Genomic DNA, 22,773 nt, shown 5'->3' with positions numbered 1-22,773 from the left:
ATAGTTAATGTACTTAAAGCTACAAAAAGTATTTCAACCCATCTTGGGGTTCTGTGTTCGACATCAGAACATTATCACATATCCAGCCATTTCTTAAAATTGGTGGTGCGCTCCCGTGAAACGATTACCTGCTCTTCTTCCTTTGGAAGAAGTTTCAACAACAAACGGCTGTTAAAATAGCTATGGATTTCCACCACGGCCTTTACTGAGACCATGAACTTGCGGTTAATCCTGAAAAAGTGAATAGGGTTTAGGATATTCTCCAATTGGTCTATGGTGTATTCAATGGGATAAGATTGGCCCAAATGCGTATACAGGCATATCAACCCTTCATGGGATTTAAAATAGGCGATGTCCTCCACGTTGAAAGAACGGAATTGGTTCCCCACCTTTACCATGAACCTATGTTTGTATTCCTTATGGAAAAGTTGTTTCAGATGCTCCAGATTTTCTGTAGTGGTATGTCCGTTACGGGTAACATTTTTCTTGAATTTTTCCAACGCCGTCTTCAAGTCTCCCTTCACTATCGGTTTTAACAGATAATCTACCCCATTATACTTAAATCCACGAATGGCAAATTCATTATAGGCCGTTGTAAATATTACGGGAGGATGGTCCTCAATGGCATCCAAGATGTCAAAACCATACCCATCATTGAGTTGGATGTCCAAAAACACCAAATCGGGAAGTTGGTTTTTCTGGAACCAATCGGCACCACTTTCCACAGAATTGAGCCCGGCCACAATCTCAATTTCTGGGGCCAATTCCCCAACCATCTGTGCCAAACGCTTTAGGGCAAACTCTTCGTCCTCAACAATGACCGCCTTCATTTTTAGGATATGGCTTTTAGGTTCATTTCCGTTATTTTTTTATCCAGAAGTGGAATAATGACCTCAAAATGGGCATCCTCCTCGCGTATCAACACTTCCTTGTTGGTATAGTACGAATAACGCTTTTTGATGTTTTCCAGACCAAGCTTGGTGTTTTCCTCTTTGGTATCACGCTTTCTAAGGGTATTCTTGATGGCCAAAGCGCTGTTCCCAATCGTGGACAGCGAAATCTGCAAGGGTTTTTCCTTGGAATACCAATTGTGCTTCAGGGCATTTTCTATTAACATTTGCAAGGTCAAGGTAGGAATCCGATAGAGTTCCGGAGCAACCTTGATGTCCGTTTTAACCGAAATCGCATCCTTGTGCCGTACCTCCATCATAAAGATATAGGCATCCAAAAAATTGAGCTCTTTTTGCAAACTTACCAAATCCTCTTCCTTGTTATCCAAAATATAACGGTAACTAGAGGCCAACCGGGTTACAAAGTCCGAGGCCAAATCCCGGTCCTCATACATCAAGGACGTCAACGTATTTAAACTGTTGAACAAAAAATGGGGGCTAATTTGACTTCGCAAGGAGGAATACTTGGACGCGATCATTTCTCTTTTCAGATTTTCCATCTGTTCCTGCATTTCTTCCTTCTGCTTCATGGAAAAATAAAAAAGGTTGATGAACACTACGGTAGACCCTATCAATCCAGCCCTAAAAAAGTCGCCCCAAAATTCAATGATGTAAGGTTGTTCACAGTGAATGTCCAACACTTCTCTTAAGGGGAAAAGGGCCAAATAGTAGATCAAGGCGCTCAAGGGTAGCAACAATGCCATGGTCTTCAAATAGATACCGATACTATTCCTTAGATTGAGTTCTCCTTTTCTCAGTTCTTTATAGATCAACCGATCATTGAACTCCCACGTTATCATAAAAAATAGGAAGGTGGTCCAATAATAGAACTGGCTCGTGGACGTAAAAAAGGTATGCAGCTCACCCTCTTCATGCTCCATGGTGACTTTGATGGTAAAGAAAACCACGTTGACCACCATCCAACGGAACAGAAATTTTTTTAACCCTTTCTTTTTGAGCATCCCAAAAACCATTTGTTAAAGATACGCAAGGTCTTAACAATCACTGCAAACCTTAAAACCCAACTGTCAAATAACAGATTGAACCGTAGGCAATCCCTTCTTATCTGAAATTCATCACAAAAAAAGCGGCTTTGGCATCCCAGAATCTTTGATGAACGGTACAACGGCCTAAAGTACGGTTCACCATTCCTCGAATTCTTGATTTCAACACCTTGAGGCATCTTCGATGAAAATCAAATAACGTCAGTCATGAAAAAAATCATTCTCGCCCTATTCTTTTTGTATGGATTTTCAATGTTTTCCCAAACAGGGACCATCAAAGGCATCGTTTTGGACAAACAATCTGAAAATCCCATGGAAGGAGCTACGATTGAATTGTTGCAGATGCAAATGGCCACCGGGACCATCACTGACCTTGATGGTCGATTTTCTTTTGAAAATGTGCCTGTGGGTCGCCAAACCTTACGGATAAGCTATATCGGTTTTGAAAGCACCACGGTTTCCAATGTGGAAGTAACCACAGGAAAAGATGTTTTTATTACCGTTACATTACTGGAATCTTTTAACCAATTGGAAGAAGTGGTCCTGACCAATACCGATGCCAAAAACAAATCCGTGAACAAATTGGCCACGGTTTCCGCCAGACAATTTGGGGTGGAGGAGGTCACCCGATTTTCCGGTGGGCGAAGCGACGTAGGGCGATTGGCCGCCAACTTTGCCGGCGTTTCCGCACCCGATGATAGCAGGAACGACATTGTTATCCGGGGGAACTCGCCCACAGGGTTGCTCTGGCGTTTGGAGGGAGTGCCCATTCCCAGCCCCAATCACTATTCCACCAGCGGGACCACCGGAGGGCCTGTATCGGCTTTAAACCCCAATCTCCTTAAAAACTCCGATTTCATCACTTCGGCTTTTCCTGCTGAATATGGGAATGCAATTGGTGGGGTGTTCGACCTTGGGTTCAGAAAAGGGAATGCCGATGATTATGAATACACCCTCCAAACGGGAATCTTCACTGGGGTGGAGGCCATGGCAGAAGGCCCCTTGGGCAAAAATAAAGGGTCGTTCCTGATTGCTGCACGATACTCATTGGTAAGTCTTTTGGGGATTGGCGCCGGGGGAACCTCAGCCACTCCCAATTATAATGATGTTTCCTTTAACATTGATTTTGGCCGCGTAAATTCCGGCACTCTTTCAGCCTTTGGCATCTTCGGAACCTCAGATATTGAGTTTTTGGGGAACGATATAGACCCAGATGATCTTTTCGCCGCAGAAGATGAAAACTCCTATGTGGACTCAAGATTTGGTGTTTTGGGTTTAAAGTACAATCTCAGCCTAAGTCAAAACTCTTTTTTACGAACCATTGCATCGGTGTCCTATTCGGGAAATGAGTTCACGGCAGACCGTTTCATCGAAATGGGCACTCCCCAAGAGCGATTGATACGCTATACCGACGTAGATGATTCGGAAACCCGTTTTACCGTGTCATCATTGTTCAATACCAAACTCAACAATAGGCTTGCCTTTAGGACCGGCCTTCTTGTTGAGGCGTTCAATGTACAGAGTCTGCTCCTAGATCGCACCGAACAAGCAGACAACGACTCTGATGGAGACCCAGATTTGGTCACCTTTAGGGACATTGATGAAAATATAGCCCTTTGGCAACCCTACGTCCAAGGACAGTTTAGGGTTACTGAAAAGCTTACCTTCAATGCCGGTCTACATGCCCAATACAGTTCCCTCAACAGTCAATGGGTATGGGAACCACGAGCCGCCATCAACTATTCCCCCTTTCCCAACCATATCTTCAACTTGGGATATGGGCTACACCATCAATCCGTTTCGCTACCGCTCCTGTTCCTGAACGAAAATGTGAACGGAGAAATACTACAGACCAATAAAAGCCTTGATTTTGTCCAAAGTAACCATTATGTATTGGGATATGATGCACGTTTGGCCGACAGTTGGAGAGCTAAGGTGGAAATTTACTATCAAGATATTGACAAGGCAGGGGTAGAACCTTTTCCTTCCAGTTATTCTACGCTTACCGAAGGAGCCGATTTTGGTTTTGACAACGATAGGGTTTCCTTGGTCAACGAAGGTACAGGTCATAACCAAGGGGTTGAGCTTACTTTGGAGAAATTTTTCAGTAGGGGATATTATGGTTTGTTGACGGGCTCTTTCTTTGAAAGCAAATACAAAGGAAGTGATGGTATGGAACGAAACACCCCTTTCAACAATGGACATGTGGTCAACCTTCTGGCAGGAAAGGAATTTAAGGCAGGCCCATCTGGCAAAAATATCTGGTTTGTGGATACACGGCTTACCACCTCTGGGGGCAGATACTATACCCCTGTTGACTTGGAAGCTTCACAACAAGCTGGTTTTGAAATCCTGCGGGAAGACTTGGCCTATAGCCAACAGTATGATGCTTATTTTAGATGGGATGTGAAATTTGGCCTCAAAATAAACAGTAGAAACAAAAAACGTTCGCACCAATTTTATGTAGACCTGCAAAACGTGACCGCCAATGAGAACATCTTTGTGGAACGCTATAACCGATTGACCAATAATGTAGACCGCGTGGACCAAATTGGATTCTTTCCAGACTTTGGGTACAAATTTCAATTCTAGGGGGAATTCAATTTTCCTTCACTCATAAATGAGTACCTTGTTTCCCAATTCAAACTGAACGGAACATGGCCCAAAATTGGTATGAGATTAAAAATGTGGATGCGGTTGATTCCCCATCTATTGCCTTGTATGTAAATCATCTGGAATACAACATCAGAGAAATGCTCTCCTTGGTCGGTGGGGATACTACCCGTTTGATGCCCCACATCAAGACCAATAAAATGCCCAAGGTCATGAAGCGTTTATTGGATGCCGGCATTTCCAATTTTAAAGGTTCCACCATTGCGGAAGCGGAAATAGCAGCAGAAGCGGGAGCCGATTTTGTGTTGATCGCCCATCAATTGGTCGGGCCCAAAGTGGACCGTTTCCTTGAATTGACCGCCCATTTTCCTTCTACCCGTTTTGCCACGCTGATTGATGCTGTGCCTACGGCCAAATTGTTGAATGAAAAGGCGAAGGTCAAAGGCTTGATCATTCCAATTTATATAGACATCAACAACGGGATGAACCGTTCCGGAATCAAAATAGGAAAGGAACTCGATACTTTGATAGCCTCTTTGGATGAATGCAAATCCCTTCAGTTTGAAGGGTTCCATGTGTACGATGGGCATCTTCGCGACCCAGAATTTTCAGAGAGGAACCAAAAAATTGAAAAGGGATTGGAATCTGTTACCCACTACTTCGATGGGTTAAAAAAGACCCATCCAAATCTAAGAATGATTTGCGGAGGAACCCCCTCCTTTACTTCACACCGTATGGAAGAAAACAGGATTACAAGTCCGGGTACCTGCGTGTTGTGGGATTGGGGATATGGTGAAAAATTAACGGAACAAAACTTTAAGCACGCGGCGCTCGTCGTGACCCGTGTGATCTCCAAACCCACCGAAGGTATTGTTACTGTGGATATGGGGCATAAATCCGTGGCCGCGGAAAACCCCATAGACAAGCGGATACAATTCCTCAATCTTGAGGATTACGAACTGCTTTCACAAAGTGAAGAGCACGGCGTGATCAAAGTGGCGGATTGGGATGCCCTAAACATCGGTGATGTACTTTACGGCATCCCCTACCATATTTGTCCTACCATTAACCTACATGATGAAGTTTCCGTGATCAAAAACGGTAAAAAAACCGACACTTGGGAGATTACCGCTCGAAAACGAAAACTTACTATTTGAATTTTATTCCAGGTCCAACGCTTTCTTCAAATCGTAAAAATAGAAGTCCTTTTGGTCGTTCATTGCGGCAAAAAGACCATTGGGGAAAGTATCGTTCAAAGGCACAGTGATCACATCGCAGCCATCAGTTTCTGTAGTGGATAGGTTTACAGCTTTAATGAAGCTATTGTCTTTTCTGGAAAAGATATTGAATTGTCCGCGTTGCTGGTCAGATACAATAATATATCCTACTCCGTTGGGGTACCTTGCAATGGCAATCCCCTCGATATCTTCCAAAAAGTGTTCTCCGCCAAAGCAGGCCAATTCTTCATTGCCCATACTAGGTTCCGCATAATATTTTTTAACGCATTCGCCTTCATCGGAATAATATACGTAGCCCATTTCGTTGTCCACAGCAATGGCCTCAATTTCCTTTCCTCCCGTAAAGCTTCCGAACTTGCGCACCAAATGGGCTGAAACCCCTGTACTATCCGATTCCAGTTTATATTGGTACAAATACGAGCCGCTTGGTCCTATCTTTCTGCCAACAATGGCATATACGGATGAATCTTTTGGCGATTTGTACAAACTGATGCCCATGGCCAAACGTTGTTCTACTTCGGTTTCATCTTCAAAAACAGGAAAACCTCCACCATCGAGGGGCCTCATATCCGGTACAGAAAACAATCTTATTTGTTGTTTTTCCCTTTCCGTGAAAGCAATTACATCCACAGCAACGGAATCGTTCAACTGAAAACCGTATTCCAAATCCACATTGTTGGGTCTTTGGATATTTTTGATGGACTTTTCTTGAATGATCTTTCCATTGAGGTCAAAGGCATAAATACCTCCATTGGTCTCTTTATCGGTTCCAAAAACAATACTTTTTGAGGCATCATCCGGATTGATCCAAATGGCAGGATCATCCGTGTCATTTGGTGTCTTTTCAGTAATAATGTCCGGTGCTATGGCTGGAAGCTTACTCCCTTTTTTACAGGAGACCATGCCTAGCACCAATATAAAAGGGATATAGATTTTTTTCATAAAAATAGTTTTAAAAAGGGTTCGTCAGTTGGAGTACCTGCCCAAATAGGGCAGGCACTCGGCATGACATTGTTCAAAATACTAGCTGCTGAATTACTTTTTGAACAAATCGTACTTCAACCCGAAAGTGAAACGGATATCATAGAACTCCGCTTGCTGCGTACGGTCCTTTACACTTTGGAAATAACGCAGGGGTTGATTGGTGATGTTGTTTACATCGGTATAGATCCTTAGGTTTTTATTGATGGCATAGCTGGCATTGAAATCCAAGAAAAACTGGGTGTCATAATACCGATCCTCAAAGGCATTTCCCCCAATTTCATCCACATACGAATCCGAAAAATTGGCGGAAAGTCTTGCACTGAAACGCTTGTCGGCATACCCCAATGAACCGTTGAACATGTTCGGAGCGGTGTTGGGCAAGTCCAAATCGGTACGTTCGTCCCCATCTTCGTTACGGATACCATCAGCACTTGAGGTCAAATAGGTATAGTTTAAATAAATGCTGAAATTACGTGCAAACCCGGGCAAGAAATCCAATTGTCTCTGGAAAGATACCTCAGCTCCAAAAATGGATGCAGAATCACCGTTCAAGGGTTGAAAAATATCGTATCCTGTGGTTCCTGTTCCAAAAGAATCATCTTCAGATTCTGTGATGAAGGTATAGATAAAATCGTTTATCCTTTTATAAAAAAGCCCGCCCGAAATAATTCCAACGCTCTGAAAATAATGCTCGGCATTCAAATCAAAGTTCATGGACGTTGTGGGATCCAACTCTGGATTTCCAACAATGACTTCTGCATCTTCGTTCACAATTTCGGCCCTGGGGATCAAATCCACATAGTTGGGTCTAGCCAAGGTATTGGTCCATGCAAACCTTAGAATAGTATTATTGGTTACATCATATTTAAAGTGAACGCCCGGTAACACATTGGTATAGGTGTTTTCATCCGAAACCTTTTCCACTTCAATGCCCTCTTCAATACCGGCATCCTCATCTTCCTCAATGTAGATGACCCGGTTACCATCAGATTCCAATTTGGTACTCTCTACCCTAACACCGGCCAACACGCTCAATTTATCGGAAAGTCTTTGGTTCATCATGGCATAGGCCCCAAACACATTTTCCTTCACTTTAAAATTGCCCGGCAAAAATTCATCGGGAACGGCTTCACCATTGGAACTGTTCAGGTTTAAAGAGCCTATCCATTCCGCACTGGCAAAGTTACCTGCCTGGTATTTTTCACCTGCCAAATACTCAGGATCGGTATAATCTTTAGTGGGGATATCCAACAAGGTTGGAAAGTCGTCCTCCAAATCGTATTCAAAGAAATCATTGTTTCTTTCCTTGGTCTTGAACCTACCCCTTGCACCAAACTTTATGGATCCATCCCCTTGGCCAAAAATATTGGCGGGCAATTCAAAATTGACAAAGAAGTTCATGTCTTCTTCTTCGGTATATTGATTTTCGTTGGTGATCTCACCAAACTCAAAGTTGCCCAAATCGTTAAAATCGGAAGCAGTGGCAGCCGTCATAATGGGGTATCTGGGGTTGCTGTTATCGTTGTTCACGATATATTCGGATTCGTACTCCGCGTAACGCTCGTTCAAACGTTCTTCTGAAGCCTTGGCATAAGACCCCATCCAATCCATCTTTAAAGATCCCAACAAATGGTTACCTCCAAGGGTATAATTTTGCATCCGCTGATCCTCCAAACGTCTGTTCTTGTTACGCCCACCGGCAACACCACCTTTGGTCTGTCTTTTGATCTCAGCAGGGAAACGGGTAAGCCTTCCACTGGAAACCGTGAAATCCCCTACTTCGATATCTTCGCCATCCAAGATTTCCTGCTCCAATCGGAAACGGTTCTCACGATCATCCCTCCAGTTGTACATGGTTTTCAAGAAAATATTGTTTCCTGAGTTGATCTGAAAATCAAAATTGGCAGCAAAACTCCTTCTCACACGTTGTACCAAATAAGTGCGCTGCTCGGTTACATTGGTGTAGGGATCTACATCCACTTCCTCTAAAATGGGCTCCCCTTCGTCATCCTCTTCCCCAGTATTGTATTCAAACTCATCGGTCCATTCAGCTTCAATGTCATCTGAACCAAAATCATTGTCGTTGATGGTGGCAGAAAACATGTACCCGAATTTTCCGTCGTTGGTACGGTCTCCCACCAAGATAGACCCGTTCCAAATTCTTTTATCGGTAATAAAGTTGACTCCCGATCCCGCCGTGGCCGAAACCCGAAATCCTTGGGGTGCGGTACGGGTAACCAAGTTCACGGAACCTCCCAAGGCATCGGCATCCATATCTGGGGTAACGGCCTTGTTCACCTCAATAGTCTGGATCATATCCGAAGGGATCAAGTCCATTTGAATGTTTCGGTTATCTGCTTCCGCGGAAGGAATCCGGCTACCGTTCAAGGTCACGGAGTTCAGTTGGGGCGACAGACCGCGAACAATAATGTTACGGGCCTCCCCTTGATCCACCTGCATGGTGATTCCAGGAATCCGTTTTACGGCATCCCCAATATTGGCATCGGGGAATTTTCCAATTTGGTCCGTGGAGACCACATTGGTTATGTTCAAATTGGTTTTTTGGGTATTCAGGGCTTTCGCCTGTCCGCTAAGTCCATAGGCACTTACCTGGACTTCGTCCAACTCAACATTGGAAGGGTTTAGCACAATACTTACTGCGGTGGTTTGTCCGCCGGATACGGTAACTTCCTGCTCCACATCGGCATAGCCCAAGTAAGAAATATTCAGGGTATAGGTCCCCGCTGCGATTCCCACCAAGGTAAATCTTCCGTCAAAGTCGGTGATAGCCCCTTTGGATAGCGATTCAATATATACATTCGCCCCAGGAACGTAAATGCCGTTCTCATCGGTAATGGTTCCTTGTATATTGCCTGTTTGTGCTTGGGCGTTTAGGAGACCAAGCATCAAAAAAAGCGTTACAAAAAGTAGTTTTTTCAAGTTCATTGATTTCATTTTGGTTTACGTTAGTATGCATTCCAAAACTATGTATATCAACCCATTAAGATTTAAATTAAAGGGAAACAAAAAGGAAACAAATCCCTAAAACTGCGGAAACAAGAAGGCAACAATTACATTTTTTTTACATGGGGCTAACCTTTTCTAAAAAGTGGCGAAAAAAAGTGGTCAAAGCTCTATCATAAAGTTTACCAGTTCTTCTTTTTGGTCTATGGGGAGTTTCTTCCGAAGACGATGGCGAGCCACTCGAACACTATCGGGGGTAACCCGTAAGATGGATGCAATTTCCTTGGAGGTCAAGTTTAACCTCAACAACATCCCCAGCCGTAGCTCCGCTGGCGAAAGGTTGTCTTCGGACATAGTGGAGAGTTTCTTGATAAACTCTGGGTGAATTTCCTTAAAAAAATTCATGAACTCATCCCACTCGTGTTCCTGTTGCAAATTAAAATCGATTTCCTTGACCAAGCTTTTTATTTTTTCCGAAGTGTCCATATTTTTTCGAGATGCAATGTTTCGAAGAGTATTGGACAAATCGAGCAAGATTTTATTTTTCTGGGAAAGATGGAGGCTGTATCGGGATAGTGAAGCTGTTTTGAGCTGTACCTCATTTTGAAGGTTCTTTTCCTCAATGGCTTTTTTGTCCAATTCCGCCTTGAGCATGCGCTGTTTGTATTCCTGTATCTTGATCTTGGCCTTCCGTTTTCTCCCCAAATAGTTGTATAGGATAGTAAGTATTGTGGCGATAGCGAACAGCGCCACCCAAAGTAAGTTTTGATTGGCGGCATTTACCTTGTTCTGTTCCTTCAACAACTGTATTTCGGCTTCTTTTTTATTGGTCTCGTAAATGGTCTGCAACACATTGAGCTGATTGGTATTCTGGGCCGTGAGCATAGCACTGCTGAACCTTTCTGATTGTATCAGTTCCGCATGGGCCTTTTCAAAATTTCCCATGAGGGCATAAGTCTTGGAAAGGTCTTTATGGGCACTTTCCAACTGATGGAGATCATTGAGTTTTTGAGCAACCTCCAACGCCTTTTTGGTATGTGTCAATGCCGAATCATAGTCCCCAGTTTTCCGAAAGGAATCTCCCAGATTATTGAGTACGTTTACCTCTTCTATGGTTTCGGAATCCTTTACGTACCCGTATGATTTGTTGAAGTATTGATAAGCAAGGTCAAACTGCCCTAAATCCTCATAAATGCTCCCAATATTCTCATTGGTGATGGCCACACCATGTTTATCTCCTAGGTGTTCAAACAACAACAGGCTCTCTTTTTGATAGGCCAGCGCCTTTTCATATTCTCCCTGTTTTTCATAGCAAGCCCCTAATAGGGACATGGAATTGGCCTGGCCAAAGCTATAGTTGAGCTCTAAGGAACGGTTCATGGTATCCGTAAAATGTTGCTCGGCCAAGTCAAAATTGTTTAGGGAGAGATAGACCCTTCCAATGTTGTTGTTCAATGTGATATATAGCGTATCCGAAAGGTCGGTCCCCATTTGTTCCAAAGCGCCATTGTATTGGTCCATTGCCTCGGAATACAATCCCAACATATGATGATATTCGCCCAATTTTATGTAATTCTGGACAATTTCCCGGGGTTGGTCGGGATGCTTTTTGGAAGCTTCCAATCTTTTTTGAAATTCCAGAAAAGTGGAGTCGGAGGTTTGTGTTGGGCTGAGATCGGTTTGGAATTCTTGTCCTAGACCTTTTGTGTGGATAAGAGCTATCCCCAAGACCAATGTACAAAAGGCGCCAAAATTTGCTTTCATGGAACGTGACCCAAATTAAGAAGGGAACAATAAAATCAATTACTGCCGGTCACATATCACCATTAGGTTATTAAACCATTAAAAAATAGGTTGGGGGCAATGATAAAAAATAAGGCCCCGCTTTGCGGGGCCTTATTTTAATCGTTTAAAACGGTGGTTCTTAAGCTTGAAAAGGCTCAATGGAAACAAAAGATTTTCCACCAGTTTTCTTTTCAAACTTCACGATGCCGTCTACCTTGGCATGCAAGGTATGGTCTTTTCCGGCATAAACATTGTCACCAGGGTTGTGCTTGGTACCACGTTGTCTTACAATGATGTTACCGGCTACAGCGGCCTGACCACCAAAAATCTTAACCCCTAAGCGTTTCGATTCTGATTCTCTACCGTTTTTTGAACTACCTACACCTTTCTTGTGAGCCATGATATCTAAATTTTAGTTCTATTCTTTTATTTGCTTAACGCTTCAATCAATTCGGCTTTCTTCATGGAAGAATATCCGGTAATGTCCTTAGCTTTTGCCATATCTTTCAATTCAGCTACCGTTTTGGAGCTTAAATCCTCGGCAGCCTTTGGAGCTTCCTTTTTTGGAGCAGCTTTTTTAGCTTCTGCCTTTTTGGGTTCAGCTACTGGCTTTTCCTCAGCTTTAGCCTTTGCTGGAGCAGCTTTCTTAGCTCCTTTGGCCACGATACCTTCAACAACGATCTCAGTCAAATATTGTCTGTGTCCGTTTTTCTTTTGGTATCCTTTACGTCTTTTCTTTTTGAAGACGATAACTTTATCACCCTTAAGGTGTTTTACAACTTTGGCCTCAACAGCCGCACCTTCTATGACTGGGGCGCCAATAGTAACGTTCCCTCCATCTTCCAAAAGAAGAACTTTGTCAAAAACGACTTTGTTCCCTTCTTCTTCCTGCAAACGGTGAACGTACACTTTCTGGTCTTTTGCAACTTTAAATTGCTGCCCTGCCATCTCTACAATTGCGTACATAATACGTTAGTTATAATTATTTAATGGTCTATTCGCCAAATTAGCGGGTGCAAATATACTGCTAAATCCTTAATCTACAAGTATAATTACAACCTTTTGACCCATTATTTTTTGGGATTGTTGGAAGATTTAAAGAGTTGCATAAAGGAAAGTGTTAAAACCAAGGTAGTGGCAAACCCCATTATGGCAACCGTAAAGAAAACTATTCCTTGAAAATTTTTATAGTCCTTGGCCCAAACCTTGGAAAGGTCGTCCAAAAAATGACTGTTGAGCTCGGTGGAGTAAAGTGCAAAGAAAAATGTGAACAGTAGTGAAGCTATAAAACCTGTGGTAATCCCTGCGGTAAAACCACTACCATAACTAAAACCCTTACCTTGCCGTAGTCTTGTATACTTTATGGTCTCATAAATACCAAACCCAGTGATAACACCATTAAATAGGCTATAAAACACATTGGTGTGTTTTCCCATAAGGGAGAGTATCAAAAAATATGCAATGAGAATCGCACTGGTGACAATTCCAAAACGAATAGGTAGGGTTAGATTTTTCATCTCATTATATTTTTGGATATGATGATTAATTTACTGAATGTTTACGACATATGCCACAGTTGCCTTCAAAGACTTGTGTCATATTTATCTGACTTTCAAATTTTATCCTATATTTAGCGTAACATCAATCAAAAAATCCATACTAACCTCATTGGATTTTAGCAACATAAAATAGAGCATTATGAAAAGAATTCTGCTTTCTGCACTTTTCATACTTGCCATGGGCCATTTTCTTGCTGCGCAAGAAGTCGCTTATGAAGAGTATGATCTAAACAACGGGCTTCATGTTATTCTACACCAAGATAACACGGCCCCTGTGGTGACCACTTCGGTCATGTACCATGTGGGATCCAAGGACGAGGACCCACAAAAAACTGGGTTTGCCCATTTTTTTGAGCATCTTTTGTTTGAGGGTACCCAAAACATTCCCAAGGGTGAATGGGACAAGATTGTGACTAGCAACGGTGGTCGCGGAAACGCCAACACCTTTCTGGATCGCACCTATTATTACGAGACCTTCCCATCCAACAGTTTGGAGATTGGCTTATGGTTGGAGTCTGAACGGATGATGCATCCCATTATTGGACAAGTAGGGGTAGATACCCAAAAAGAAGTGGTCCAGGAAGAAAGACGTCTTCGTGTGGACAACTCTCCTTATGGGGCATTTTTTGAACAAATGCTGAAAAATCTATATACAAAACATCCGTATCGTTGGGGTGTAATTGGTTCCTTAGATCACTTGGCCAGTGCCACTTTGGATGATTTCAAAAACTTCAACAAAACTTTTTATGTACCCAACAATGCCGTACTGGTGGTTGCCGGGGATATCGACATCAACAAAACCAAAAAATTGGTTGCAGATTATTTTGGTCCCATCCCAAGAGGGGCCGATGTCCAAAGAAAAAACATTGAGGACACTCCCATCACCAATACCATTCAGGCCACCTATCATGATCCCAATATTCAGATTCCTGCCATCTTTTTGGCGTACCGGACTCCGGGACAGGCTAAAAGGGATGCCTATGTCATCAATATGATATCGACCTACCTTAGTGATGGGGAGAGCTCCAAACTCTACAAGAAATTGGTAGATGAGGAGAAAAAAGCCCTTCAAATTTTTTCTTTCCCTATTGATGCCGAAGATTATGGGGCCTACCTTGTGGGTGGCTTACCTGTTGGGAACAATACCATACAGGACATCAAGGATGGGATTGATGCCGAAATCTTGAAAATCCAAACCGATTTGATTTCAGAAAAAGACTATCAAAAACTCCAGAACAAGTTCGAGAACAATTTTGTGAGCGCCAATAGCAGTGTTCAAGGGATTGCCAATTCCTTGGCCGAAAATTACATGCTAAGGGACAACACCGACCTCATCAATACAGAAATTGATATTTACCGATCCATTACCCGAGAAGAAATTAGGGAAGTTGCCAAAAAATACCTGAAAGTAAACCAAAGGGTGGAACTTGAATATTTACCAGAACAAAAAGACGCCAATTAAGATGAAAAAGTATATCGTATTGACGGTACTGTCGCTCTTTATGGCAGTATCCCACGCACAGATAGATCGCACCAAACAACCTCAAAGAGGACCTGCCCCTGAAATAAATTTGGAGGAACCTGCTCGTTTTGAACTCATGAACGGCCTCAAGGTTTTAGTGGTAGAAAATCATAAATTACCAAGGGTATCCATTCATTTGACCATAGATAATCCTCCTATTTTGGAGGGTGACAAGGCAGGGGTTGCCGATTTGACCTCTAGCCTATTGGGAAAAGGATCTAAGTCCATCTCCAAAGATGATTTTTATGAGGAGGTCGACTTTTTAGGCGCCTCGATTGATATTAACAGTCAAAGCGCTTCAGCAAGTTGCCTTTCCAAATATTTCCCAAGGATTTTGGAGCTCATGGCCGATGCTTCCTTGAACCCCAACTTTACCCAAGAGGAATTTGACAAGGAAAAAGATCGCATTATAACCGGACTTAAATCTGAAGAAAAAGATGTTTCAGCCATAGCTACACGGGTTCAATTGGCCCTTGCCTATGGTAAAAACCACCCTTTTGGAGAGATAACCAGTGAAGAGACCGTAAATAATGTGTCCTTGGTGGATGTTGAGCAATTTTACCGGAATTATTTTGTGCCTGCCAATGCTTATTTGGTGGTCATTGGTGATGTTGATTTCAACAATGTAAAGGAATTGGTGACCAAATATTTTACGCCTTGGTCCAAGGCTGTTCCGCCATCGTTCAGTTATGCGGAACCCACTGATGCCCAATACACCCAAATCAATTTTGTAGATGCCCCCAACGCCGTTCAATCCGAGGTGGCCGTGGAAAACATCACCCATTTGAAAATGAAGGATGATGATTATTTGGCCTCCCTTTTGACCAATAGAATCCTAGGCGGAGGGTCCCAGGCCAGATTATACCAAAATTTACGGGAAGATAAAGGGTACACCTACGGATCTTACTCCGGTATCAGGGACAATAAATATAGCCCAATGCGTTTTGATGCTTATGCCCAAGTCCGTAATGCAGTGACTGATAGTTCTGTGGTCCAGATTCTGGAAGAGATTGATAAAATGATCAACAGTCCGGTGACTGAAGAGGAACTGACCAACACAAAGGCTCTTTATGCCGGAAATTTTGTGATGGCGCTCGAAAATCCGGCAACCATTGCCAACTATGCCCTCAACATAGAAACGGAAGACCTACCCTCCGATTTTTACAAAACTTATTTGGAGCGCATTGAGGCCGTTACCATTTCCGACATCCAGAATGCAGCAAAAAAGCATTTTTCTACTTCCAATGCCCGTATCGTCGTCACAGGAAAAGGAAGTGATGTTTTGGAAAATCTGGAAAAAGTCTCTTTCAAAGGCAAGAACATACCCGTACTGTACTATGACAAATATGCCAACAAAACTGAAAAACCCAATTATAATGTTGCTATTCCAGATGGCGTAACGGCTAAATCCATATTAGAAAAATATATCGAAGCCGTTGGTGGAAAGGCCAAATTGGAAAATGTGGAATCGTATGCCATGATGGCCGAGGCAGAAATGCAAGGAATGAAGCTGGAACTGGAAATGAAGAAAACCTCCAAGGATCAATTTATGCAAGATGTAAAGGTAATGGGCAATTCCATGCAGAAACAAGTTTTGGATGGTAATAAGGGCTACATGGTGGCCCAAGGCCAGCGAAAAGACCTTTCTTCAGAGGAAATTGAGAAAATAAAGGAAGAATCTGCCGCATTTCCAGAACTGAATTATCTCGCTGCAGGTAATATCACCTTGGAAGGCATTGAAACCATAGGAGACAAAAAAGCCTACAAATTAAAGGTAACCAACAAAAAAGCAGCCTTTTATGATGTGGCGTCCGGCCTTAAGATTCAAGAAGTGACCGTAGAGGAAGTACAAGGTCAAGAAATGCAGAACACTTTAGGATATGACAACTATCAGGAAGTATCTGGAATCAAATTTCCATTTAAATTGACCCAAGAAATGGGTCCTCAGAACATTGAATTTACAGTGAAGGAAATCAAGGTAAATGAAGGTGTAGAAGCTTCAGATTTTAAATAACTCCATCACAAACAGATAAAAAAAAGGAGCTTTTATAGCTCCTTTTTTGGTTATTTTAGCATGCAAAATATTCTACTATGAGAACATTCCTTTTAATAATATGCCTAGCTATCCTTACCATTTCCTGCAAAGAAGAGAAAAAAGCTCCCGAAGGACCAACCCAAATGGAACAGGTTATGGCAGTTCATGATGAAGTAATGCCCAAAATGGGCACCTTGGGCAAGTTGGTTGGTGAGCTCAAAGAAAAAGTGGACACCACTGAAGTAGGCCAACAATATGAAAAAGCCATGAAAGATCTTCAAAAGGCCAATAGGGCTATGATGAACTGGATGAAAAATTTCGGAGACCGATTTGATTCCGACGAAATCTTGTATGGGAAGGAGCTTTCAGAGCAAAAACAACAATGGCTCAACGAGGAGGAGGAAAAAGTAAACGCCCTGAAGGAGCAAATTAACGGGAGTATAGAAAGAGCCGAAGCGCTTTTATCCAAAGAATAATCATTCTTTCCACTTAAGGCTCTCCATGATTCTACGGATGTCGTTCTGTAGATATATGGCCGCAGGCAAAATGGAATCGTAATTGGGCTTGGCATAAAAGTACAATGACCCTGTTATAAAATGATTTGTGCTATCGGTCACATAAAACTGGGATTGGGATGCAGCATTCCCACTTACTTCATAGAACATCCCGTAAACTTTTGCCTCAGCATTTATATATTCCTTGGGTGCAATGTTATCTGCCTTGACAACATGCTCATAGGTTAATTTTTGAGCATCTATGAGCAGTTCCCGAATGTTTCCGTCCACTGGTTTATAGGTAAGATAGATGGACCCCTTCATCATTGGATAATCCAAAACCAAGGAGCAATCTTTATTCTCTTTTATGGTGGAAATTGTGTTTTGGTCAAAGGTATAAATGCAATCAGAGTCTGACAGCTTATAACTTCCCTGGGGATACTCCAACCGAAGCATGGCTTTGGGTTTGGGCAAAACATCTTCCTTACAGCCCATACATACAAGTCCAACACAAAAAAATATAAAATGGCTAAGCTTCATGGGGCAGGGTAACTTTAATGCGTTTCAATCTTTTTTTGTCCAAACTCTCTACAATAAATTGATAGTCTTTGAAGAATATTTTCTCGCCTCTTTTGGGGAAGCCTCCTGAAATTTCCAGAACAAACCCAGCTATGGTCTCCGACTCCCCTTTCTTGGCCTCAAATTCCTCTTCGTCCCCAATCTTGGTTACACGGTAGAAGTCCTTAAGTGCGGTTTTCCCATCAAATACGTAATTGCGTTCATCCAGTTTAGAAAAAATAAGGTCTTCATCATCAAACTCGTCACTAATATCCCCAACTATTTCCTCGATAATGTCTTCTAGGGTAACAATCCCGGAAGTACCCCCGTATTCGTCGACCACAACCGCCAAATGGTTCTTTTTTTCTTGGAACTCCAACAATAGGTCGTCCAGTTTTTTATTCTCGGGCACAAAATAAGGTTCACGGATCAAGGACATCCAACTAAAACTTTTTCGGTCGATATAGGGCAAAAGGTCCTTCACATACAGGACGCCCAGTACATTGTCCATATTTTCAGAGAACACCGGCACCCTTGAGTAACCATTCTTTTTGATTTCCTCGATAACTTCAGGAAACTTCATTTTCTCGTTCAGGGCAAAAATATCGATTCGGGGGCGCATGACCTGCTTTGTGTCTGTGTTACCAAAAGTTACAATGCCTTCCAATATTTTCTGCTCCTCTTTGGTGGTATCCCCTTCTGAAGCCAACTCCAATGCTTGTGACAAATGGTTAATACTGAGGTTGGATTTTTGCTTCCCCAATTTTTCCTCAAGAAATAGGGTGCTTGATCGCATTGGCGCACTTAAAGGAGTAAACAGGACACTTAAAATTTTTAAGGGAATAGCCATAAAATATGAGAACTGGACCCTGTTGCGATTGGCATAGATTTTTGGCAAGATTTCCCCAAACATTAAGATAAGAAAGGTCGCCACCACCACTTCCAACAAGAATCGCAAGGTACCGTCTATTCCGTAAAAAATGGTTTCCCCAATTGAACTGAACAGTAAAACTATGCCAATGTTTATGGCGTTATTGGCAATCAAAATAGTAGCCAAAAGTTTCTTGGGTCTGTCCAACAATTGTACGATCATGTTTCCTCTGGAACTGTCTTTTTCCTGCATTTCTTTTACATCGGTCTGGGACAGGCCAAAAAGAGCCACCTCAGCAGCCGAAATCATGGCAGATCCGCCCAACAGGAAAAAAAGCACAATAACTTTTATGGTAAAAATACCATTAAAGGCAGTGAAGAAAAACACCAAACAAGGGGGTTCGGGATCCAAATTGAATTGCTTTAACTTATATGTTTAGAATGGCAGGTCATCCTCTTCCTCGGTCTCATCCATGGGTGCCACAGGGCCAGAAACTTTAGATGTCTCCTGACTTGGAGAAGTTTCCTGCATCTGCTGTACATTGGCCATGCTCTCTTTCTTTGTGGTCAGGAAGGTAAAATCCTGCACATGTACCTCAGTAGTATATCTGGTATTTCCATCTTCTCCCTGCCATTGTCTGTTTTTGAGTCTACCCTCAACATATACCTTATCGCCTTTGCTCAAATATTTTTCACAAATTTCGGCAGCCTTGTTCCGTACCACAATATTATGCCAATCCGTATTGGTGACCTTTTCTCCAGTTTGTCTATTGGTATAGGTTTCATTGGTGGCCAAAGGGAAGCGGGCAATGCAATTCCCACCTTCAAAATAGTGGATTTTCACTTCGTCTCCCAAATGCCCGATCAGCATTACTTTGTTCAATGTTCCGCTCATAACTCTTTAATTAGTCAAAAGTACTAAATTTTAAATGTTTGGATGAAATCTGCAATCAAAACTGGTACGGGAAATTCCACTATTTGTTCCCAAGAAATCCCATCTGGTAAAAGCTTCTTGGTTTCAACGATCCAGAATCTGGTATACAAATGCTGATGGGATAGTTTGTGGACAATAGGTGTCTCATTATACATGGAAAAAGAACGGTATTGTGGAAGTCTATTTTCTTCCATTAGAATTTGTTCAAATTCTTCAACTTGCAATTCCTTTTCGGATTCCAGCAAGGGAAACTGATATAGATTTTGCCATATGCCCTTTCCTTTTCGCTGTTCCAATAAGGTATTCTTTTGACCATCCAAAAAAACCAGATAATTAAAATATCGTCTTCGGGTCTTGGTCTTGTTCAGTTTTATGGGCAGAACATCCACTTTATTATCTTTCAGGGCCACACAGCTCTCTTGTAACGGACATAACATGCAATATGGTTTTTTTGGCGCACATTGAATGGCCCCAAACTCCATGATACCCTGATTGTAGTCCCGAATTTGTTCCTCATTCATAACCTTTCTTGCCAATTCCTTGAAATGTTTGATTCCTTCAGAACTATTTATGGGTATACCCACGCCAAAATACCTTGCCAACACCCTGTATACATTACCATCAACAACAGGCTCCGGAATATTAAAACAGATAGATGCAATGGCACTAGCCGTATAGTCCCCAACGCCTTTCAAGGATTTTAACCCAACATAGGTATTCGGAAATGCGCCGTTGTGCTCGTTCACCACCATTTTGGCGGTCGCATGCAAATTTCTGGCTCTTGAATAGTAGCCTAAACCTTGCCAAAGCTTTAAAATTTTTTCTTCTGGGGCCTTTGCCAAATGACGAACAGTAGGAAAAGCATCCAAAAACTTAAGGTAATAGGGTATTCCTTGAACAACCCGGGTCTGCTGAAGGATAATTTCAGACAGCCAAATATTATAAGGTTCTATGGTGTTCCTCCATGGCAACTCTCGTTTGTTCTTATGGTACCATTGTAAAATTTCTTGGGAAAAAGACATGCAGAAAAATACTATTGTCGGTGTGTATCAGTTTATATACTTAAAATTAAAGGCTTTAAACGAAAGATTAATTTTAATGTTTATATTTGCAAGCCAAAAAAATAAGAAAAATAATCAAGAGAAATGACGAAAGCAGATATTGTAACTAGAATCTCAGAGAAGTTAGGTATTGAGAAAGGAGACGTTCAAGCAACAGTTGAATCATTTATGGAGGAGGTAAAATCGTCCTTGGAGAATGGAGATAATGTTTATTTAAGAGGTTTTGGAAGCTTTATCATTAAGACGAGAGCGGAAAAAACAGGTAGAAACATTTCAAAGAACACTACCATTAAAATCCCCGCACACAATATTCCTGCCTTCAAACCCGCCAAGGTGTTTGTTGAAGGCGTAAAAAGCAACGTACAAGTAAAATAATATAACTAACACTAAAGCAAGAGCCCTATGCCGAGTGGTAAAAAAAGAAAAAGACACAAGGTAGCTACGCACAAGCGCAAAAAGCGCAGAAGAGCTAACCGACACAAGAAAAAGTAGTTGTTGCAACTACTTTTTCATTTTACACAAACACGTTCTTTGACATAGAGATTCAAGAAACGAATTTCAATCGGTTTGAAATAGAACCGATACCATATATTGTTTAATCATTTATCCCATAACCTATTCCGGGATAAATTTAAAATCGATTCAGGTGAATAGAGAATTAATTGTTCGATCTAGTCCCGAAGCAGTCGATTTTGCCTTACTCAAGGATGGAAAACTTATAGAATTACACAAAGAAGAAGACAACAACAACTTTTCCGTAGGGGATATTTTTCTGGCCAAGATCAGAAAACCCGTTACAGGCCTTAACGCAGCATTTGTCAATGTAGGTTACGAAAAAGATGCATTCCTGCATTATCATGACCTGGGCCCGCAATTGTCTTCCATGCTGAAATTCATCAAAAAAGTTAGGACAGGGCGTTTAAAGGATTACACCCTGAAAGATTTTCCATTTGAAAAAGACATCGACAAGAATGGCAGCATCAATGATGTAATCAAAGCCAATCAGTCATTATTGGTACAAATTGTAAAAGAACCCATATCCACCAAAGGGCCCAGAATTAGTTCCGAGCTATCCATAGCTGGGCGCTATTTGGTCATGGTCCCATTTTCCGATCGGGTCTCGGTATCCCAAAAGATAGCGAGCAAGGAAGAAAAGGACAGACTTATCCGTTTGGTAAAGAGCATTAAGCCCAAAGGATTTGGTGTTATTATACGTACCGTTGCAGAAGGCAAAAAAGTTGCAGAACTGGACAAAGATCTTCAGAACTTGCTATCCAAATGGATAGCAATGTGCAAGAAATTGCAAAGAGCTCCGCACCCCTCAAAAGTTTTGGTAGAAGTCAATAGAGCTTCATCCATTTTAAGGGATGTTTTCAACGATTCCTTTTCAGGAATCCATGTTGATGATGAAACGCTCTATAATCAAATCAAGGATTATTTGCACGAAATCGCACCCGAAAAAGAAGCCATAGTAAAGCAGTATTCAGGTTCCGCTCCCATTTTTGAAAAATTCGGGATCGAACGGCAAATCAAGACCTCTTTTGGAAAAACGGCTTCCATGAGCCGTGGGGCTTATCTTGTCATAGAACATACTGAAGCGCTCCACGTTATAGACGTGAACAGTGGCAACCGTTCCAACAAGGCCAAGAACCAAGAGGATACCGCTCTGGAAGTTAACCTTTTGGCCGCATCCGAAATTGCAAGACAATTACGACTGCGAGATATGGGTGGAATCATTGTAGTGGACTTCATAGATATGACCAAAGGTGAACACAGAAGAAAGTTATTTGATCACCTAAGGGAAGAAATGAAGGACGACAGGGCAAAACACAAAATTTTGCCTCCAAGTAAATTTGGCCTGGTACAGATTACAAGGCAAAGGGTACGCCCCGAAATGAACATTAAGACCAGTGAGGAAAATCCAAACGGCAACGGCGCCGAAGTGGAAGCTCCAATAGTCTTGATAGACAAAATACAAGCGGACCTTGAGCGAATTTTGAAAAGCAAGCAAGTAAACAATGGCATCATATTAAATACACATCCGTTTATTGCTGCATATCTGACCAAAGGATTTCCATCCATACGTTCCAAATGGTTTATGGATCACAAAAAATGGGTGAAAATACAACCAAGGGATGCTTACAAATACCTTGAATACCGCTTTAAGAATAAAGACGGCAAAACGATACATATATAAGAAGC

Annotated in this window: 19 protein-coding genes; 7 read left to right on the top strand and 12 right to left on the bottom strand. The window is 42.0% G+C overall.

Going from position 1 to position 22,773, the window contains the following annotated elements; translation table 11 throughout:
* Positions 1–74: 74 nt before the first annotated feature.
* Together ACP14V_RS01655 and ACP14V_RS01650 are read right to left on the bottom strand one after the other, a co-directional pair.
* Positions 75–830 (bottom strand): LytR/AlgR family response regulator transcription factor, encoded by a 756-nt coding sequence (locus ACP14V_RS01655; protein ID WP_136565327.1) that lies wholly within the window; start codon positions 828–830, stop codon positions 75–77.
* Between the two features lie 2 nt (positions 831–832).
* On the bottom strand, positions 833–1,912 hold the full coding sequence (locus ACP14V_RS01650) for a sensor histidine kinase (RefSeq protein WP_272610912.1): 1,080 nt from the start codon (positions 1,910–1,912) through the stop codon (positions 833–835).
* A 249-nt stretch (positions 1,913–2,161) separates the two neighbouring features.
* Between ACP14V_RS01650 and ACP14V_RS01645 the strand changes: the two genes are divergently transcribed.
* Together ACP14V_RS01645 and ACP14V_RS01640 are read left to right on the top strand one after the other, a co-directional pair.
* Complete coding sequence (locus ACP14V_RS01645; RefSeq protein WP_272610913.1) at positions 2,162–4,546, top strand: TonB-dependent receptor; 2,385 nt, start codon at positions 2,162–2,164, stop codon at positions 4,544–4,546.
* 65 nt (positions 4,547–4,611) lie between these two features.
* Positions 4,612–5,724, top strand: coding sequence for an alanine racemase (locus ACP14V_RS01640; RefSeq protein ID WP_272610914.1), 1,113 nt, complete (start codon positions 4,612–4,614; stop codon positions 5,722–5,724).
* A 3-nt stretch (positions 5,725–5,727) separates the two neighbouring features.
* Here ACP14V_RS01640 and ACP14V_RS01635 read toward each other — a convergent pair whose 3' ends face one another.
* The 6 genes from ACP14V_RS01635 to ACP14V_RS01610 form a co-directional block, all read right to left on the bottom strand.
* Complete coding sequence (locus ACP14V_RS01635) at positions 5,728–6,747, bottom strand: phytase (RefSeq protein ID WP_272610915.1); 1,020 nt, start codon at positions 6,745–6,747, stop codon at positions 5,728–5,730.
* Between the two features lie 93 nt (positions 6,748–6,840).
* A complete protein-coding gene (locus ACP14V_RS01630) occupies positions 6,841–9,744 on the bottom strand; it encodes a TonB-dependent receptor (protein WP_272610916.1) in 2,904 nt (967 codons plus the stop codon).
* Positions 9,745–9,915: 171 nt separating this feature from the next.
* Positions 9,916–11,517: a tetratricopeptide repeat protein gene (locus tag ACP14V_RS01625; protein ID WP_272610917.1), complete on the bottom strand. Its 1,602-nt coding sequence runs from the start codon at positions 11,515–11,517 to the stop codon at positions 9,916–9,918.
* Between the two features lie 160 nt (positions 11,518–11,677).
* On the bottom strand, positions 11,678–11,938 hold the full coding sequence (gene rpmA, locus ACP14V_RS01620) for a 50S ribosomal protein L27 (protein ID WP_090291918.1): 261 nt from the start codon (positions 11,936–11,938) through the stop codon (positions 11,678–11,680).
* Positions 11,939–11,964: 26 nt separating this feature from the next.
* Positions 11,965–12,504: a 50S ribosomal protein L21 gene (gene rplU, locus ACP14V_RS01615; protein ID WP_272610918.1), complete on the bottom strand. Its 540-nt coding sequence runs from the start codon at positions 12,502–12,504 to the stop codon at positions 11,965–11,967.
* 104 nt (positions 12,505–12,608) lie between these two features.
* The gene (locus ACP14V_RS01610) at positions 12,609–13,055 is read right to left on the bottom strand and encodes a DUF4199 domain-containing protein (RefSeq protein ID WP_136565319.1); all 447 of its coding nucleotides are present in this window, start codon (positions 13,053–13,055) and stop codon (positions 12,609–12,611) included.
* Positions 13,056–13,236: 181 nt separating this feature from the next.
* Between ACP14V_RS01610 and ACP14V_RS01605 the strand changes: the two genes are divergently transcribed.
* The 3 genes from ACP14V_RS01605 to ACP14V_RS01595 all read left to right on the top strand — a co-directional run bounded on the left by ACP14V_RS01605 (position 13,237) and on the right by ACP14V_RS01595 (position 17,130).
* Positions 13,237–14,559, top strand: coding sequence for a M16 family metallopeptidase (locus ACP14V_RS01605; RefSeq protein ID WP_272610919.1), 1,323 nt, complete (start codon positions 13,237–13,239; stop codon positions 14,557–14,559).
* A gap of 1 nt (position 14,560) precedes the next feature.
* Positions 14,561–16,633 (top strand): M16 family metallopeptidase, encoded by a 2,073-nt coding sequence (locus ACP14V_RS01600; RefSeq protein WP_272610920.1) that lies wholly within the window; start codon positions 14,561–14,563, stop codon positions 16,631–16,633.
* 77 nt (positions 16,634–16,710) lie between these two features.
* A complete protein-coding gene (locus tag ACP14V_RS01595) occupies positions 16,711–17,130 on the top strand; it encodes a hypothetical protein (protein ID WP_136565316.1) in 420 nt (139 codons plus the stop codon).
* Here ACP14V_RS01595 and gldD read toward each other — a convergent pair whose 3' ends face one another.
* Genes gldD through mutY form a run of 4 tightly spaced genes read right to left on the bottom strand, consistent with a single transcriptional unit; the run spans position 17,131 to position 20,532 of the window.
* On the bottom strand, positions 17,131–17,688 hold the full coding sequence (gene gldD, locus ACP14V_RS01590) for a gliding motility lipoprotein GldD (RefSeq protein ID WP_272610921.1): 558 nt from the start codon (positions 17,686–17,688) through the stop codon (positions 17,131–17,133).
* A complete protein-coding gene (locus tag ACP14V_RS01585; RefSeq protein ID WP_272610922.1) occupies positions 17,678–18,988 on the bottom strand; it encodes a gliding motility-associated protein GldE in 1,311 nt (436 codons plus the stop codon). Before ACP14V_RS01585 ends, gldD begins: the two co-directional genes overlap by 11 nt.
* A 24-nt stretch (positions 18,989–19,012) precedes the next feature.
* The gene (locus ACP14V_RS01580; RefSeq protein ID WP_272610923.1) at positions 19,013–19,471 is read right to left on the bottom strand and encodes a single-stranded DNA-binding protein; all 459 of its coding nucleotides are present in this window, start codon (positions 19,469–19,471) and stop codon (positions 19,013–19,015) included.
* 23 nt (positions 19,472–19,494) lie between these two features.
* Entirely contained in the window at positions 19,495–20,532 is a 1,038-nt protein-coding gene (gene mutY / locus ACP14V_RS01575; RefSeq protein WP_424987720.1) for an A/G-specific adenine glycosylase, read from the bottom strand.
* A 123-nt stretch (positions 20,533–20,655) separates the two neighbouring features.
* Here mutY and ACP14V_RS01570 point away from each other — a divergent pair, with 123 nt between their 5' ends.
* Entirely contained in the window at positions 20,656–20,946 is a 291-nt protein-coding gene (locus tag ACP14V_RS01570) for an HU family DNA-binding protein (protein ID WP_036380395.1), read from the top strand.
* A gap of 271 nt (positions 20,947–21,217) precedes the next feature.
* Positions 21,218–22,768 (top strand): Rne/Rng family ribonuclease, encoded by a 1,551-nt coding sequence (locus ACP14V_RS01565; RefSeq protein WP_136565311.1) that lies wholly within the window; start codon positions 21,218–21,220, stop codon positions 22,766–22,768.
* The last annotated feature ends 5 nt before the right edge of the window (positions 22,769–22,773 follow it).

Origin of the sequence: Flagellimonas alvinocaridis (assembly GCF_965248585.1) — a bacterium.
GTDB classification, from domain to species: Bacteria; Bacteroidota; Bacteroidia; order Flavobacteriales; family Flavobacteriaceae; genus Flagellimonas; species Flagellimonas alvinocaridis.
This window is presented reverse-complemented; position numbering and strand designations above follow the sequence as displayed.